We start from the raw sequence: 16105 nt of genomic DNA on the forward strand, positions 1-16105 counted from the left end.
ACCACCTACGCGCCATTCGATCCGGGGCTGATCAGCAAGCTGTCCCAGAAGGGCGTGCAGATCACCGCCCGGCCGCCGTCGGATTCTACGCCCTGGTTCATCGCGCTGCTGGTGAACTGGCTGCCGATCATCTTTTTCATCGGTGCCTGGATCTTCCTCAGCCGGCAGGATGTGTCAGGGGCGCGTACGGCGAGTGACGGAACGCGGCCAACTTGAAGTTCTCATGGGACGGGTTGGAAGAAGCGCATACGCGCGAAAAGGGGAAGTCCCACAGGGGCCCCTACCATATCTCCAGTGGTTCCAGCCGGAGGGTCTACGACCTCTTCGACTTGAATTGTAATTCTTGCGGTAAATTATAGATTAATTTCGCAATCAAACTGCCTATTTGTCGCATATGCGGGATATTGGATTACAATCTAGAGGCCGGCTGGAACCACTGGAGATATGGTAGGGGCCCCTGTGGGACTTCCCCTTTTCGCGCGTATGCGCTTCTTCCAACCCGTCCCATGCGAACTTCAAGTTGGCCGCGTTCCGTCACTCGCCGTCCGCGCCCCTGACACATCAGCGCCCCGCCGCCTTATCAACAGCGCCAAGCGGACCGCCGCGCGACATTTCCAGCTTTGCGCAAAGGAAAGCGCTCGAGAGCATGCCGGCAGCAATCCACCGAAGCTGAATAAACACGCGGATGCTGGTGACCGCGTAGAAAGATCATCTCCGACGTTTTCGATAGAAAGCGCTGCAGGCACCATTCAGAGCCTAGCGAACCCGCGACGCCGCAGTGATCGGCCCGAACTTGGTGCCCAGGAGGGTGACGGCGTACGACACGCGTGCCCCCGCCCCTTGGCCGCCCTGCGCGAACGCGTCGGCGAGCCCGACGACATCCAGCGTCTGGGACAGCTGAGGTGCCACCAGGCCGACGGTCACGACTCTGGCGTCCATCGGAAGTCCTGCCGCCGGATGTGACGCGGCACTTCCCGCGCGGCCTGGCTTCTCAAGTGTATGACCGATTCGCACAATCAATCGCCGCGCGATCCGGAGCCGGACTTGTGCTTCTTCCTCACTACATCGGGGGCAGAGACCCGATGTTGAGAATGACTGAACTCGGACCCGTGCCGCCTGGCAAGGACGTCTTCCTGCTCACCCGTAGCCGCGACAGGAAGGATTTGTCGCTTTGCACCGTCGCTCCTGAGATGGCCATCATGTGTGCGCAGGATCATGCTCTATGTTCAGGCTAATGCTCCATTTCTATGAAGACAAGTTCGCACATCAGCATGTTGTCAGCGACAAATATCCGGATGCCCGCAATGCCAGCCATCTAACCCCGAAAATGCCGCTCCGCTTTCGGCCATTTCCTGCCGCCCACGACAACGGGGGCTTACGTCCGCTTTCCGGCAGCCACGATGTCGTCTCGTACGGATGGGTTGGGCCGCAAGCCGCCGATCACCTTCCTATCGGGTAGGGGGGCGATGCCTAGAGTTTGTCTGCCTCTACTCGGATAGGCTCTCAAAGAACTTGCGATAGGAATCGTCGTGTGCGCGGGTCGACAGCGGACGAGAACAGCGACTCGGGCGGCCCGTGCTCGACGATCACACCGCGATCGGTGAAGTAGACGTGGTCGGCGACCTCGCGGGCGAAGTTCATCTCGTGTGTGACGAGGATGCAAGTCATGCCCTCCTCGGCGAGTTCGCGGATGGTGACCAGCACCTCCTTGACCGTCTCCGGGTCGAGCGCGGCTGTGACCTCGTCGAACAGCATCACGTCAGGCCGCATCGCGAGCGAGCGGGCGATGGCCACCCGCTGCTGCTGCCCTCCCGACATCTCGCCCGGATAGGCCGCTTCCTTGCCGGCGAGCCGGACCTTGGCGAGGAGGGCGTGCGCCCGGACCTCGACCTCGCGCCTGTCCTGGCCGAGCACGTGGATCGGCGCCATCATAACGTTTTCCAGCGCCGTCTTGTGCGGAAACAGGTTGTACTGCTGGAACACCATGCCGACCTTGCGCCGCAGGGCGAGCTTGTCGAGCTTCGGGTCGGCCACCTCGATCCCATCGACCCGGATCATGCCGGAGGTGAGCGGTACGAGAGCGTTGATGCAGCGGATCAGCGTCGACTTGCCCGAACCCGACGGTCCGATAATGCAGACGACCTCACCCCGGCGCACGGCGAAGCTGATGCCCTTGAGGACCTCGGCCTCGCCGAAGGACTTGTGCACGTCGAGCAACTGCACGATCGGCAGATCGGCGGGCGGAACACTCAGCATCGGGGACGCACCATCGAACACGCGAGGCCTCACGCCGTCTCGAAGCGCCGCTCGAGGCGCGCGGTCAGCCGGTCGATCGGGTAGCAGTAGAGGAAGAAGCAGAGCAGGGCGAAGCCGTAGAGGGGCGCGAACAGCTCCGGCCGGCCTCCTTCCGCCGCGTGTACCTGCGCCGTCAGCGTCAGCATCTCGGTGACGCCCACGATCGAGGCCTGGACCGTGGCCATGGCAATCAGGGCGTAGACGTTCATCCAAGGCGGCAGCATCCGCTTCAGGCATTGAGGCAGGATGATGCGGAACAGCGTCTGGCGCCGGGTGAAGGCCAGCGACTCGGCTGCCTCCCACTGGGCGGCCGGCACCGAGCGCACGGCGCCGCGCACGATCTCGGCGACGTTGGCCATCACCGGAAGCGCGAACCCCACGGTCGCCTTGATCCAGTCGGGCAGCGGCACCCGCACGCCGAGCACCGTGACCTGGAACGGCACAAGGAACATGACGAAGAACAGCAGCACCAGCCAGGGCACGTTGCGGAAGAACTGCGTCAGGGCCCAGGCGATGCGGCGCAGGATCGGGCCCTCGCTCAAGAGGCCGAGCCCCAGCCCGACGCCCGCGGCCGTGCCGAGAAGCATCGCGATGAGCGAGATCGCGACGTTTAAGGCAAAGCCCGTCAGCAGCAGCGGCGCCCAGCGCAGGACGACCTGGAACGGCGACAGCACCGCGTCCGGCCCCTGCGCGAAGGCCGGCGCCACGAGGACGAGCCCGGCGAGCCCGGCCCCGAGGAGCCCGGCCCGGACCGGCCCTACGGCGAACCGAGCCCGCGTGCGCGAGACCCGGAACGGCAGCAGCACCGGCAGGTCGCTCGCGGTCTGCGGCGGCCTCACCGGCTGTAGCCCGGGATTCGCAGAGCCCGCTCCCAGCGATGCATGATCCAGACGAGGACGCCGACGAGGACCGCGTAGGTCGCCAGCAGCACCATCATCATCTCCAGCACGTTCTGCGACTCCGACCAGATCTGCTTCACCGCGTAGAGTGTCTCGGGTACGGCGATGGCGTAGGCCAGGGTTGTGGTCTTCAGGAGGTTGATCAGGTTGTTGTTCAGGGCCGGCAGGCAGACCCGGAGGGCGAGCGGCAGCACGACGTAGAGGTAGGCCTTGCGTCGGGTGTAGCCGAGGGACTCGGCCGCCTCGACGGTGGTGCGCGGCACCGCCTCGATGCCCGAGCGGAAGATCTCGACGTTGAAGGCCCCGGCGAACAGGGCCAGCGAGACGATGGCCCATTGCACGTTGTCGAGGAGGGGTACGCGCAAACCGTCGGCGGTTCGGGCCGCCGGCAGCAGGGTGCCGAGCCCAAAATAGAAGAAAAAGATCTGCACCAGCGGCGGCGTGTTGCGGAACACGACGACGAAGCCGTTCACGACGCTGCGCAGGAAGCGGGACGGGCCACCCTGGATGAATGCCCCCACGGCGCCGATGACGAGGCTCACCAGGATCGTCGTCACCGTGAGCAGCAGGGTGATCTTCAGACCGTTGACGTAGCGATGCCAGTCGTAGGGGTCGTAGAAGACCGTGAAGTTGAAGCCCGTGGTCTCGTAGAGGGACCGGAACCAGTTCGGAACGGCGTCCATCGTGTTCCTCAAGACGGCCCGTCGAACGGCCAAGCGCGGCTCAGTTGGTCGCGTTCTTGTACTTCTCGTGCATCGCCTTCGAGTATTCCGTCGGCTCGATCCCCCACTTTTTCTCCTCGACGACGAAGCCGGACTTCATCCAGTCCTTGGTCGTCGTCTCCAAAAGGGCCTGCAGCGAGCTGTTGCCGAGCGCCACGGCCATCATCCAGGGGGCGTCGAGGATGCCCTTCAGCGGCAGGGCGTAGTCAGCCTTCCAATCTGCGTCGAGAAGCTTACCCTGCAGCATGCTCTGGTCGTAGACGTAGCCGACGCAATTGCCCTGCTTGAGCGCGAAAAGCGGCTTCTCGGAACCGTCGAAGGCGACGATCTCGGCGCCGTAGGAGCGGGCCACGTCCTTGTTGTACCAGGCTCCAGAGGTGGCGCAGAGAGGCTTTCCCTTGAGCTGCGCCCAGTCGGTGATGCCGGCCTTCTTCGGCAGCATCACGTTGACGAAGTCAGAATAGTATTGCGGGTCGATCGCCTGCACTACGCGGCGTCGCTCCGGTTTGTCCGAGAGCGTGGCGATGAGGAGATCGACCTTGCCCTGCTGCAGGAACTCGATCCGGTTCGAAGAGACCACCGGCACGAGTTCCAGCTTCACACCAAGACGCTTGGCGACGTCGGCGGCGAGGTCCGGTTCCAACCCGATGATCGCCCCGCTCGGATCGCGGAAGCCGAAGGGGCGGTAATCCGCCTTCACACCGACGACCAGCGTCCCACGTTGCTTGATCGCCTCGATCCCGTCCGCCGCGATCGCCGAGGAGGCGGAAAGCAAGGCGGCGGCCGCGAACAGGCGAGAGCCGAGGAACGCCGAAGTCCGCTTGCGCATGGAACGATACCTTGTGCTTGGTGAATCCGGGTCACCGGAGAGGAGACCAGGGCTCGACGAGCGCTTTTCGGGGAGACTGCCGTTTCCGGTTAAACCGGGTCAAGCAATCCATAGGCTGTCGTTCTCTCGGTCGGGAAACGCCGGGATCGAATGACGCCATGCGTCTCGCGTGCTCGGGGCGGCGTGACCCTCGATCTCTGAGAGAGGGTGGGGCAGTGACCATCGAACGCGATTATTCGCATGGATCGGGCATGACCGAGATCGATACCGAAACGTTTCTGGCCGACCTGTACGAATTGCGCGAGATCGGCCGGTTCCGCACCGGCGTCCACCGGCCGACCTTCTCGCTTGAGGATATGCACGCGCGCCGCTGGCTGATGACCCGGCTCGAAGAATGCGGTCTCGAGGCGTCGATCGACGGCATCGGCAACGTGCTCGGTCGTCATCGCGGCCCGGGACCCCACCTCTTGGTCGGCAGCCACATCGAGACCCAGAACGAGGCCGGCTGGCTCGACGGGGCGCTCGGCGTCGTCGCCGGGCTGGCGCTGGCGAGGGCCGGGCTGCCCGTCGACGTCGTCGCCTTCGCCGACGAGGAGGGGCACTTTTCTGGCGGCTTCCTGGGAAGCCGCTCGGCGATCGGTGATCTGACGGAGGGTGAGATCGACGCCGCTCGCAACCGCACAGACGGCACGCCCCTGCGGATGGCCCTCGAATCCGCAGGGCTCGCGGGCCTTTCCCGGATGCAGCTGGATCCCGCCCGCTACCGTGGCTTCCTGGAACTGCATATCGAGCAGGGCACGCAGCTCGAAGCCGCCGGCCAGTATCTCGGCGTGGTCAGCGGCATCGTGGCGATCTGGCAGTTTCAGATCCTATTCGAAGGCAACCAGGACCATGCCGGCGGCACCACAATGATCGAGCGCAGGGATGCCGGGCTCTCGGCGGTACGCCTCCTTGCGGCGGCCGACCGGGAATTTCCGAAGGTCTGCGGCCCGCGCAGCACCTGGACGACAGGACGGATCACCCTGGATCCCGGCGGCTACAGCATCATCCCGGGCCGGGCCGAGGTGGCCTTCCAGTTCCGAGACGTGTCGATTCCAGTGCTGGAGCGGATGGAGGCTTGCCTCGAAGCGCTGGTGCGCGAGTCGAACCGGCGGGAGCGTTGCACCGCCACGCTCACGGCCCTCTCGAAGGCGATCCCCGCCCCGTGCGACCCGAACCTGATGCGTGCCCTCTCGGAAGCGGCCGAACAGGTCTGCCCCGGCCGCTGGCAGGTGATGCCCTCGGGGGCCGGGCACGACGCACAAAACGTGGCCCGCATCCTGCCGGCCGCCATGCTGTTCGTCCCATCGATCGGCGGTATCAGCCATCACTGGGCAGAGGATACCTGCGACGCAGACCTAGTTTCCGGCGTGCGCGCCCTTGGAGCGGCGGCGAAGCAGGTCCTCGCCAAGTGATTTTGCCCAGCGTTTCTGGAAGCCCCCGTCAAGAATCCAGCCGCTGACCCGTCCTGATGTTTAGGCAATGACGTCGATGATCGGCGATAGAACCAGCTCGGACTGACCGACGCGGTGCCGTGCGAGCGCCTGCGACGCGCGGTTATGGCCGAATTCATGCAGGATCGCGTCGACCTGATCCCCGTCGGGCTGAAGATGGTGGCGTGGCGGCTACCTCAGGCTGGACGATGTGCGTGCGGCGCTCGTGATCCATGACGAGGTTCAGGAAGGCGTTTTCGCAGAAGCCTTCGCCGATGGCCGCTGGTCAGCGCGTACCGTTGCCGTGCCCCAGGCCGGGGGAGACCGATGGCGGAACGTCAGGCCGGGCCAAGCCCCTGTTGACGCGAGCGCTGCCGGGTTGGAAGCGATCGGCTGCTGGACCATCCGGATCCGGCAGCCGGGACGGGGGGCAACGCCAGGAGGATGGCCTGGTTTTGGACATCACAGGGTGGGATGTCGGGCGACAATCCGGGCCGGCTGCCGGTTGGGCAGCAACTCCGATGGCGAAAATGGCGTTCACCGTCCGAAAACCGTGGTGCGGTCTCATCGACCGATAAACGTCTGCGCGGTCTCGCTCCAGACGGCGGCGTCTACCGCATCGAACGATGAGCCGCCGGTCCGGCACCCGTGTCGTCCGAGATCCGCTGTGAATTCAAGGCGGGTGTGGGTCAGTCCCACCGCGCCCTCATCCAAGAGAAAGCTCAGGTTGCCGCAGCGGCAGCTTAAATCGTCAGGTCGCAGTCATCGCTCGGCGTGCCATAAAAGTACGCTACGAATCGTATTCAGTGCCGTCAACGACAGCAGAGTTGACTGCACTGACCATCGATAGAGGATTGTATCTCCTTGTTTCTGGTGGCCTCGCGCGCGTGACGTCATCAAATTGCCGCACTGGCCCGATGAATGCATGATGCGATATGCTTCTGTACGCGGCCGTCGAGCCCCGCCCAACGGATTGATCGAGGCGAATTCAAGGTATGGCGGCGATCGTCCGACTGGCCCTGCTGCGGCCCTACACCTTCGTCGTGATGTCGATCCTGATCCTGATCTTCGGGGTCATGGCGATCGTGCGCACCCCGACCGACATCTTCCCCCGGATCGGCATCCCGGTGATCAGCGTCGTCTGGCAGTACACCGGGTTGCAGCCCGACGACATGGCGGGACGCATCGTATCGGTGTTCGAGCGCTCGCTGACCACCACGGTCAACGACATCGAGCACATCGAGTCGCAATCGGTCCCGGGCTACGGGATCGTGAAGATCTACTTCCAGCCCGGCGTCGACATCACCGCAGCCCAGGCGCAGGTCACCTCCATCTCGCAGACGCAGCTCAAGCAGCTGCCGCCGGGCGTCACGCCGCCCCTGATGCTCGCCTACAACGCGTCGAGCGTGCCGATCATCCAGCTCGCCCTGTCCAGCGACAGCCTCTCGCAGACGGCGCTCAACGACCTCGCGCAGAACTTCATCCGGCCTCAGCTCACCACGATCCCCGGGGCGCAGCTGCCCTACGCCTACGGCGGCGCCGCGCGCCAGGTGCAGATCGATCTCGACCAGTCGGCGCTGCACGCCCACGGCCTGTCGGCGGCCGACGTCGGCGCGGCCTTGGCCCGGCAGAACCTGATCAATCCGGTGGGCACCCAGAAGATCGGGAGCTTCGAGTGGATCGTCGACCTCAACGATTCACCCAAGAGCATCGAGGCGTTCAACGACCTGCCGGTCAAGGTCGTGGACGGCGCCGTGGTCTTCATGCGCGACGTCGCCCACGTGCGCAACGGCTCGCCGCCCCAGACCAACGTCGTCCAGCTCGACGGCAAGAAGGGCGTGCTGATGTCGATCCTCAAGATCGGCAACGCCTCGACCTTGGACATCATCGCCGACGTCAAGGCGCGCCTGCCCGCCATCCAGGCGGGCCTGCCGACGGGCGTCGACCTCAAGTACGTGGCCGACCAGTCGGGCTTCGTGCGCGAGTCCGTGGTGGCGGTGGTGCGCGAGGGGGTCATCGCCGCCGCGCTGACCGGCCTGATGATCCTGGTCTTCCTGGGCAGCTGGCGCTCGACGCTGATCATCACCGTGTCGATCCCGCTCGCCGTGCTGTGCTCGCTGATCGCGCTCTCGGCGCTTGGGCAGACCATCAACGTGATGACGCTCGGCGGGCTCGCGCTGGCCGTCGGCATCCTCGTCGACGATGCGACCGTGACCATCGAGAACATCAACCGGCACATGGAAGAGTTCGGCGAGGACATCGTCACCGCGATCACCCGCGGGGCGCAGGAGATCATGCCGCCGGCCACCGTCGCCCTGTTCTGCATCTGCATCGCCTTCGTGCCGCTCCTGGCGCTGGGCGGCGTGGCGGGCTTCCTGTTCCGGCCGCTGGCGATGGCGGTGGTGTTCGCGATGATCGCGTCCTACGCGCTCACCTATACCCTGGTGCCGACGCTGGCGCGCTACCTGCTGACCGAGCACGCCCACGAGCAGGATCCGGCGAACAAGCCCGGCCCCTTCGCCCGGTTTCAGCGAGGCTTCGAGCACCGCTTCGAGGCCCTGCGGCAGGCCTATCTGGGGCTGCTCGGCTTGGCGCTGTCGCGCCGGAAGTCGTTCGCCGTCGGCTTCCTCGCGGTGGTCGGCCTGTCGTTCGGCCTCGTCCCCTATCTCGGGCGGGACTTCTTCCCGGACGTGGATGCAGGGGCGCTCCGCATTCACCTGCGGGCCCCGACGGGCACGCGCATCGAGGAGATGACGGCCCTGACCGGGCGGGTCGAGGGACGGCTGCGCGCGCTGATTCCGCCGGGACGGGTGGCCAGCGTCGTCAACAACATCGGCCTTCCGATCAGCGGCATCAACATTTCCTATGGCAACAGCGGCACCATCGGCACCTTCGACGCCGACATGCTGGTGACCCTCGACGAGACCAGTGGCGGCAGCGAGGGCGGCCCATCGACCGCGGCGCTGACCCGGCAGCTGCGCGAGCGCCTGCCGCAGGATTTTCCCGGCGTGACCTTCGCCTTCCTGCCCGCCGACATCGTCAGCCAGATCCTGAACTTCGGCTCCCCCGCCGCGCTGGATGTCCAGGTGGCCAGCCGCGACATCGCGGGGGGCCGCGCCTACGCCAACATGCTCCTGGCCCGGGTCCGCCGCGTAGCCGGGGTCGCGGACGCCCGCATCCAGGAGCAGGCGCGCAACCCGGCGCTGCGGGTCGATTTCGATCGCGCGCTCGCCGGGGTCGTCGGCCTGACCGAGGGCGACGCGGCCGCGAGCCTCCAGGCGACGCTGTCGGGCAGCACGCAGACCGCTCCGACCTACTGGCTCGACCCGCGCAACGGCGTGTCCTACCCGGTCTCCGTCCAGACGCCGCAGTATTCGATCGACACGCTGGGCGCGCTCAACAACCTGCCGATCACCGCCGCCCGCTCGGAGCAGCTCCTGGGGGGCTTGGCGACGATCCGCCCCGAGCCGCTCAGCGCGGTGGCGACCGACTACAACATCGCCCCCACCGTCAACATCCTGGCCACGACGCAGGACCGCGATCTCGGCGGCGTCACCGCGGACATCCAGGGGGCGATCGACGCGACGCGGGCCGACCTGCCGAAGGGGGCGACCGTCACGGTGCGCGGGCAGGCGGTGACCATGGCGCAGGCCTACCAGCAGCTGCTCGTGGGCCTCGCCTTCGCGATCATGCTCATCTACCTGCTCATCGTCGTCAACTTCCAGTCCTGGGTCGACCCGTTCGTCATCGTGACGGCGCTGCCGGCGGCGCTCGCCGGCATCGTGTGGATGCTGTTCGCCACGCACACCCACGCCTCGGTGCCGGCGCTGACGGGGGCGATCATGTGCATGGGCGTGGCGACCGCCAACTCGATCCTGGTCATCAGCTTCGCCCGCGAGCAGTTCGACGCGGGACGCACGGCGATGGAGGCCGCGCTGGCGGCCGGGGCGACGCGGCTGCGGCCTGTGATGATGACCGCGCTGGCGATGATGATCGGCATGGCGCCGATGGCGATCGAGCCGGGCCAGAACGCCCCGCTCGGCCGCGCCGTGATCGGCGGATTGCTGTTCGCCACGCTCGCGACCCTGTTCTTCGTGCCGGTGGTCTTCGGCATCGTGCATGGGCGGCCGCGCCGCGCCGCGGCCCGGCGCGAAGACGCTTCCCCCCAGCCCCTCTCGTCCCCATCGGCCTGAGCGCAGATCCCGCATGCACCCGACCCAACACGCCAAATCCGACGACGCCGCGCACGCGAGCGCCGAGCCCGCAGTCGCGTCGCCCCGCACGCCGTCGGGGCGCCGGGTCGGCGCGCTGCTGGCGGGCGTGGCCATCGGCGCCGCGGCGCTGGCCTGGGTCGGCATCAACGACCGTGCGAAGGGGATGCAAGAGGTCGAGAGCTGGACCGAACGGCAGGCCGTGCCCACCGTTCGGGTGGTGCACGCCCGGCGCGGGCCCACGGACGAGGACCTGACCTTGCCCGGGTCGCTGAGCGCCTTCTACACCGGGACGCTGTATGCCCGCGCCAGCGGCTACGTCACGGCCTGGCATCGGGATATCGGCGCCCGCGTGCGCAAGGACGAGGTCCTGGCCGAGATCTCGGCGCCCGACCTCGACCAGCAACTCGCCGAGGCGCGCGCCACCCTTGTTCAGCTTCAGGCGGCGGTCGACCAGGCTCAGGCGAACGCCGATCTCAGCGCGGCCACCAACAAGCGCACCGCCCGCCTGGTCACGCAGGGCTGGTCGAGCGAGGAGCGCGGCGACACCGACCGCTTCACCGCGGCCTCGCGCACGGCGGCCCTGTCGGTGGCCAAGGCGAACATCGTCGCCCAGCAGGCCAATGTCGGGCGCCTGGAGGAACTGACGCGGTTCAAGGAGGTCCGGGCACCCTTCGACGGGGTCGTGACCGCGCGCAACGTCGACATCGGCGACCTGCTCACGGCGGGGGGAACCTCGGGACGGCCGCTCTACCGGGTCTCGGATCTCCACCGGGTGCGCGCCTACGTGAACGTGCCGCAGGCCTTCCTCGCCGTGATGAAGCCGGGGTTGAAGGCCTCCCTGCGCGTGCCGGGGCAGGAGGCGGCGTTCGACGCGGAGGTGACCTCGACCGCGAACGCCATCGCGGAGGATTCCCGAAAGGGTCTCGTGGAGCTCCAGGCCGACAACCCGGAAGGCAAGCTCTGGCCGGGGGCGTTCGTGGAGGTGCGATTCCACGTGCCCTCGGACCCGGGGACGTTGCGCGTGCCCGCCACCGCGCTGGTGTTCGACCGCAACGGCACGCAGGTGGCGCAGGTGGGCGACGACCACCGGATCGCGCTGAAGCCCGTGACGCTCGGGCGGAACCTCGGCAACGAGGTCGAGGTGCGCGCGGGCGTGACCACCGCCGAACGGCTGATCGACAATCCTCAGGAGTTCCTGGCGAGCGGGGACGTCGTCCGCGTCGCCGGAGAGGAGGCCGCTCCGCGGACCGCCTCGGCGAACTGACGATCGCCCCCGCGGCGGACGTTTCCCGGCCCCCGCGTGGTGCACCGCGACCCGCCATCGCGAATGGGTCAGGCCGCCGTGCAGCCTGACCGCACGGCGATTTCGCCGGTCGCCGGCGGGCACGTCATGGCAACTGCACGCACCTAGAGCGGCGCCGTTCGTCTATCGGATACGCCCTATCGCCCGCCCTGCCGTCAGTCCGTCGGATTGTCGAACACTCCGGCCCACAAGCCGGCACGACGCCCCCAGGCCCGGTCGCTCGCCCGCCTGTAGGATGCCGGCGCGTCGCGGGCGGGCATCGCGTAACCGTTGGCGATCATCCAATCGCCGAGGTCCTCGTCACCGATTCGGCACGTCGCCTCGGCGGAACCGCTGTCTGGGCGATCGTGCCGCTCGCAAATCGGCTCCGCCGTCCCGATGCGTGCGATCATCTTCTCGCGGACTTGACGGCCGCACGCGTAGGGAACCTCGTGGGCGTCCCAACACGTCGCATCCGGTGCGGGCATCACGATGCCGAACAGCGTGACGGATCCGCCGTCGATCGTGAGGGTGGTCCCGTTGATCAGCGAGGCATGCCCCGTCGCCGGCTCCCCAGCCAACGCCGGTTTCCCCGCGATGGCGAGACAAGTGGCCAGGGCCAGCGTCAAGACGCGGTTGTCCGGGACCCGGGCCGGGGGTTGATGTCTTGTGGCCGGCGGCGGGCACAGGATCGTGCCGGCAATCGCCGCCACGACGGTCAGAAGGATGCCGATGATGATGGACATGGCCGTGCGGCTCCGCGAACGAGGGATCTGCGGAGCGTTCTGGCGGATCCTGAACCCACCGGCCTGACGGAGCCCGTCAGCCTCCCGTCAGGTTGACCCACCCATGGTGCCAGTGTCCATGCCGATCCTCCGCATCCTTCTCGTCGCCGCCCTTTGCTCAGGTCTCGTCCGGATGGTCCCTGCGCGCGCGGACGACGACGCCGACCGGGCCCGTCGCGCCCTCGAACGCGGCGAGATCCGTCCGCTCGACGAGGTCCTGCGCGCCGCCCGTGCTGCCGTGCCCGGCGACGTCGTGGCCCTCGACCTGAAGCACCACGACGGGCACTGGTTGTACAAGCTGCGTATCCTCGGCGCGGACAGCAAACGACGCGACGTGAAGGTCGATGCGCAGTCGCTGCAGATCATCGACAGGGACGACGATGACTGACCTGACATGGAAATGCGTCCGATGCGGGTGCTAGTCGTCGAGGACGAGCCCCGCATCGCCGCGGACGTGAGCGCTGGCCTGGAGCGTGCCGGCTACGTTGTGGACGTCGTCGCGGATGGCGAGGCCGCGTGGTTCCGCGCCGAGACCGAGACCTACGACGCGATGGTGCTGGACTTGGGCCTGCCGCGCCTCGATGGCCTCGGCGTGCTCCGCCGTCTGCGCGCGGCCGGCACGATGGTCCCCGTGCTGATCCTCACCGCGCGCGATGGATGGCGGGAGCGCGTGGAGGGCATCGACGCCGGCGCCGACGACTACCTCGCCAAGCCATTTCGAATGGAAGAGCTCGCAGCGCGGCTGCGCGCAATCCTGCGGCGCACCGCCGGCCACGCCTCGCCGGTGCTGCGCGCCGGCGCCGTTGAGCTCGATACGCGCACCCGGGCCGTCAGCGTCGCCGGTCGCGAGATCGACCTGACCGCGTTGGAGTACCGCCTGCTCGCTTTCCTTATGCACCAGCATGGACAGGTGGTTTCGGCCGGCGAACTTCTCGACCACCTCCACGGCGTCGGAAGCGACCGCGAGGCCAACGCACTCGAGGCGCTGTTGACGCGGTTGCGACGCAAGCTCGGGCCGGGAATGATCGAGACCCGGCGCGGCCAGGGGTACCTCGTCCCCGCCGACCAACCGAAAGCGCCTGGCCGTTGAGGGCGGACTCCCTGCGCCTGCGCCTCGGGATCACCGGCGCCGCCTTGATCGGCCTCGCTCTGCTGCTGGCCGGCTTCGGCCTGACGATCATCTTCGACCGCGTGCTGGACGCCCGAACGGCCGACGAGCTCGACCGCTCGGCCAAGCTCATCGCCGGGCGCGTCGGACTGGGTTCGGACGGTGCCCCGACCCTGTCGCGCGAGCCGCCGGATCCGCGGTTCGCCACACCCTATGGCGGCCTGTACTGGCAGGTCGAGACGCCGGACCGGCGGTCCCTGCGGTCGCGCTCGCTTTGGGACAAGAGACTCGAATCGTCGGGCCTGGACACGGGTGATGCGCCGATGGTCATCGATGCGACGGGACCGGATGGGGGGCGGCTCCTGTCCCTATCGCGACCGGTCGAGATCGATGGGGCCGGCGGAACGGCGACACGGTTGCGGGTCACCGTCGCCGAGGATCGGCGTGGACTGGCCGCGAGCCGGTCGACGTTCCTGCGCCTTCTTATGCCGTCGCTCGCCGCGCTGTTCGTGGTGCTGACCCTGGCGATGGCGGTCTTCGTCCATCGCGCGCTGACGCCATTTCGAACGTTGCGCGCGAGCCTTGCCGCGGTGCATGCCGGAACGCGCGAACGCCTCCCGGACGTCTTCCCGGACGAGGTTCGTCCGCTCGTGGCCGACCTCAACTCGTTGCTCGACGCACAGGAACGGGCGCTCAAGCGAGCGGAGGCCGGCGCGGGGGACATGGCACACGGACTGAAGACGCCGTTGGCCGTCATCGACGCCCTGATGCGCAGGCTCTCCGCAACGGAACCGCTTGTGGCGCAGCAGATCGCGGAACAGACACAGGCGATGGGCGGTCAGGTCGATCGCACGCTGGCTCGAGCGCGCCTCGCGGGTGCTCGGGACCTGCGTCGCAGATCCTGTGGCGTGGCGGCGGTCGTGGACAGGCTCGTCGCCACGATGCGGCGGCTTCCCGAGGGCGACTCACTGGTCTGGGACGTATCTGTCCCTGCCGATCTGTCTTACCCGGGCGACGAGGGCGAGCTGATGGAGGTTCTGGGCAACCTGCTCGACAACGCGCGCAAGTGGGCACACCGGCGTGTGCGCGTCACCGGGACGCCGGACGGGGCGGGAGGCCGCTTGTCGGTCAGCGACGATGGGCCGGGGATGGACCCTCCGGCCCTGGCCGGGCTGGGCCGTGGGGTGCGCTGGGACGAAAGCCGACCGGGCACCGGTTTCGGGTTGGCGATCGCCCGCGACGTAGCCGAGGCAGCCGGTGCCCGGATGGCATTCGGCGAGGCCGCCGAGGGGGGACTGATGGTCGAGATGGTTTGGTCCTCCGGCTGACGTCTTCGGCAGTCTTCCGCCGGCAGGGGACAGTCGAGACCGCCAGGATGGATATCCAGGCGGCTCAGCGAGCCACCTGGCCCGAGACGGCCCTTGCCGGCGCTGCCGGGACGCAGAGGCGGCCGTTGACGCTTCGAGCTCGAATCGAACGTCTGGTTCAAGGCCAAACGTCGGACGGGATCGACGCTTTACCCCCGAAGCAGACATCCGTTTTCTGCCGTTCCGGCAGCGGTCCGTTCCCCCGTCACCGCGGTGGATCGCGCAGAATTTGCGAGTTTGGCAGCTACGGATGCCGGCGTGCGACCACCTTGCACGCCGCCGGGAACATCATGCCCGTGCGTGTCGACCCCGGTATCCGGCGTCGCCTTAGGTGCCGGATGCCTGCGTTCGACAGTTGATCCAAGTTCGACCTACCGGCTCCCACTGAACCGCTGCCGGAGGGCGTCGGCTTTGCCGCCAGTCCGTTGCTGCCGATACCATGGCAGCCAAGGCCGTCGACCTGCGCGGTGGCGACAGGTTCGAATGGCGGCTGATTGCAACTTGAGAGCGCGAATTCAACGCCCAGTGTAGCCTCTAATTAAGAATTCTACCTCTATAAATAAGTGCTTCCATTCGGCACGCTCGCTGGGCGGCCTGAGATCGGGTCCGATGTGCCATGAGCGCTGAACGGCACTACCTTGGCGCTGCCCGGCGCGAGACGCCGCGGAGCCTGCGGCCGAACGCGGGCACCCCCTCCCACGCCTGGGCGCGCTATCTCGACGTGATCCGGCACGGGCTGCTGATGATCGACGATGCGGGGCGCGTGATCGTCTCGAATGCGCCGGCCGAGCGCCTGCTGACCAACTTCCTGCCGCCTTCGCGCAAACTGGGTGCCAGGCCGTTGCTTCGCGCCCTGTGCGCCGGGACTGGGAAACCGAGGCGCGAGGTCTTCCGATCCTTGCGCCAGGGACGCGATCGTCGCACGGCCGTTTCGTTCGAGGTCAGGGATCAGGGGCTCACGCTGCAGGTCGAGCTGAATCCTGCAGAGGAACAGGGTTGGATCGCGACGATCGAGGACGTCAGCGCGCGCAAGGCCAGCGAGGCGCGCGCCGACGAGGCGGCACGCCAGGATCCGCTCACCGGCTTGCCGAACCGGCTGCTCCTGCAGGAACGACTCTCCGAGGCCCTCGTG

The 16105-nt window shown here is 67.4% G+C and carries 13 protein-coding genes and 1 pseudogene; 8 read left to right on the plus strand and 6 right to left on the minus strand.

All coding sequences use genetic code 11. The annotated features are described in order from the left end of the window. A pseudogene (locus MKK68_RS29055) lies at nt 1-192 on the plus strand (cell division protein FtsH); the annotation flags it as partial. 564 nt (nt 193-756) lie between these two features. On the opposite strand, the gene MKK68_RS29060 reads toward MKK68_RS29055, so the two are convergent. The 5 genes from MKK68_RS29060 to MKK68_RS29080 all read right to left on the minus strand — a co-directional run bounded on the left by MKK68_RS29060 (nt 757) and on the right by MKK68_RS29080 (nt 4745). Then, on the minus strand, nt 757-924 hold the full coding sequence (locus tag MKK68_RS29060) for a hypothetical protein (RefSeq protein WP_244033683.1): 168 nt from the start codon (nt 922-924) through the stop codon (nt 757-759). A gap of 579 nt (nt 925-1503) precedes the next feature. Beyond that, nucleotides 1504-2256, minus strand: coding sequence for an amino acid ABC transporter ATP-binding protein (locus MKK68_RS29065; protein ID WP_147725659.1), 753 nt, complete (start codon nt 2254-2256; stop codon nt 1504-1506). Nucleotides 2257-2285: 29 nt separating this feature from the next. Beyond that, complete coding sequence (locus MKK68_RS29070) at nt 2286-3134, minus strand: amino acid ABC transporter permease (RefSeq protein WP_244033684.1); 849 nt, start codon at nt 3132-3134, stop codon at nt 2286-2288. After that, nucleotides 3131-3877 (minus strand): amino acid ABC transporter permease, encoded by a 747-nt coding sequence (locus MKK68_RS29075; RefSeq protein ID WP_147725657.1) that lies wholly within the window; start codon nt 3875-3877, stop codon nt 3131-3133. The genes MKK68_RS29070 and MKK68_RS29075 overlap by 4 nt, the downstream gene beginning before the upstream one ends. Before the next feature lie 40 nt (nt 3878-3917). Continuing rightward, the gene (locus MKK68_RS29080) at nt 3918-4745 is read right to left on the minus strand and encodes a transporter substrate-binding domain-containing protein (protein ID WP_244033685.1); all 828 of its coding nucleotides are present in this window, start codon (nt 4743-4745) and stop codon (nt 3918-3920) included. A 251-nt stretch (nt 4746-4996) separates the two neighbouring features. Here MKK68_RS29080 and MKK68_RS29085 point away from each other — a divergent pair, with 251 nt between their 5' ends. From MKK68_RS29085 to MKK68_RS29095, 3 genes are all read left to right on the plus strand, one after another. Then, nucleotides 4997-6199 carry a Zn-dependent hydrolase gene (locus MKK68_RS29085; RefSeq protein ID WP_244033689.1) on the plus strand — a complete coding sequence of 401 codons (1203 nt, stop codon included), beginning with the start codon at nt 4997-4999 and terminating at the stop codon, nt 6197-6199. 1013 nt (nt 6200-7212) lie between these two features. Further along, entirely contained in the window at nt 7213-10410 is a 3198-nt protein-coding gene (locus tag MKK68_RS29090; RefSeq protein WP_244033686.1) for an efflux RND transporter permease subunit, read from the plus strand. Nucleotides 10411-10423: 13 nt separating this feature from the next. Further along, on the plus strand, nt 10424-11695 hold the full coding sequence (locus MKK68_RS29095) for an efflux RND transporter periplasmic adaptor subunit (RefSeq protein WP_147725650.1): 1272 nt from the start codon (nt 10424-10426) through the stop codon (nt 11693-11695). Between the two features lie 194 nt (nt 11696-11889). Here the strand turns inward: MKK68_RS29095 and MKK68_RS29100 are convergent, their stop codons facing one another. Next, nucleotides 11890-12459 carry a thermonuclease family protein gene (locus tag MKK68_RS29100; RefSeq protein ID WP_147725649.1) on the minus strand — a complete coding sequence of 190 codons (570 nt, stop codon included), beginning with the start codon at nt 12457-12459 and terminating at the stop codon, nt 11890-11892. Between the two features lie 118 nt (nt 12460-12577). Here MKK68_RS29100 and MKK68_RS29105 point away from each other — a divergent pair, with 118 nt between their 5' ends. From MKK68_RS29105 to MKK68_RS29120, 4 genes are all read left to right on the plus strand, one after another. Then, nucleotides 12578-12886 (plus strand): PepSY domain-containing protein, encoded by a 309-nt coding sequence (locus tag MKK68_RS29105; RefSeq protein ID WP_187274690.1) that lies wholly within the window; start codon nt 12578-12580, stop codon nt 12884-12886. A gap of 21 nt (nt 12887-12907) precedes the next feature. Further along, entirely contained in the window at nt 12908-13588 is a 681-nt protein-coding gene (locus MKK68_RS29110; protein WP_147725661.1) for a response regulator transcription factor, read from the plus strand. Then, the gene (locus tag MKK68_RS29115) at nt 13585-14934 is read left to right on the plus strand and encodes a sensor histidine kinase (RefSeq protein WP_244033687.1); all 1350 of its coding nucleotides are present in this window, start codon (nt 13585-13587) and stop codon (nt 14932-14934) included. The genes MKK68_RS29110 and MKK68_RS29115 overlap by 4 nt, the downstream gene beginning before the upstream one ends. Nucleotides 14935-15589: 655 nt before the next feature. Next, nucleotides 15590-16105: PAS-domain containing protein (locus MKK68_RS29120; protein ID WP_244033688.1), on the plus strand; the 516-nt coding region annotated here is incomplete at its 3' end.

The organism is Methylobacterium sp. E-016 (assembly GCF_022829745.1).
Taxonomy (GTDB): Bacteria; Pseudomonadota; Alphaproteobacteria; order Rhizobiales; family Beijerinckiaceae; genus Methylobacterium.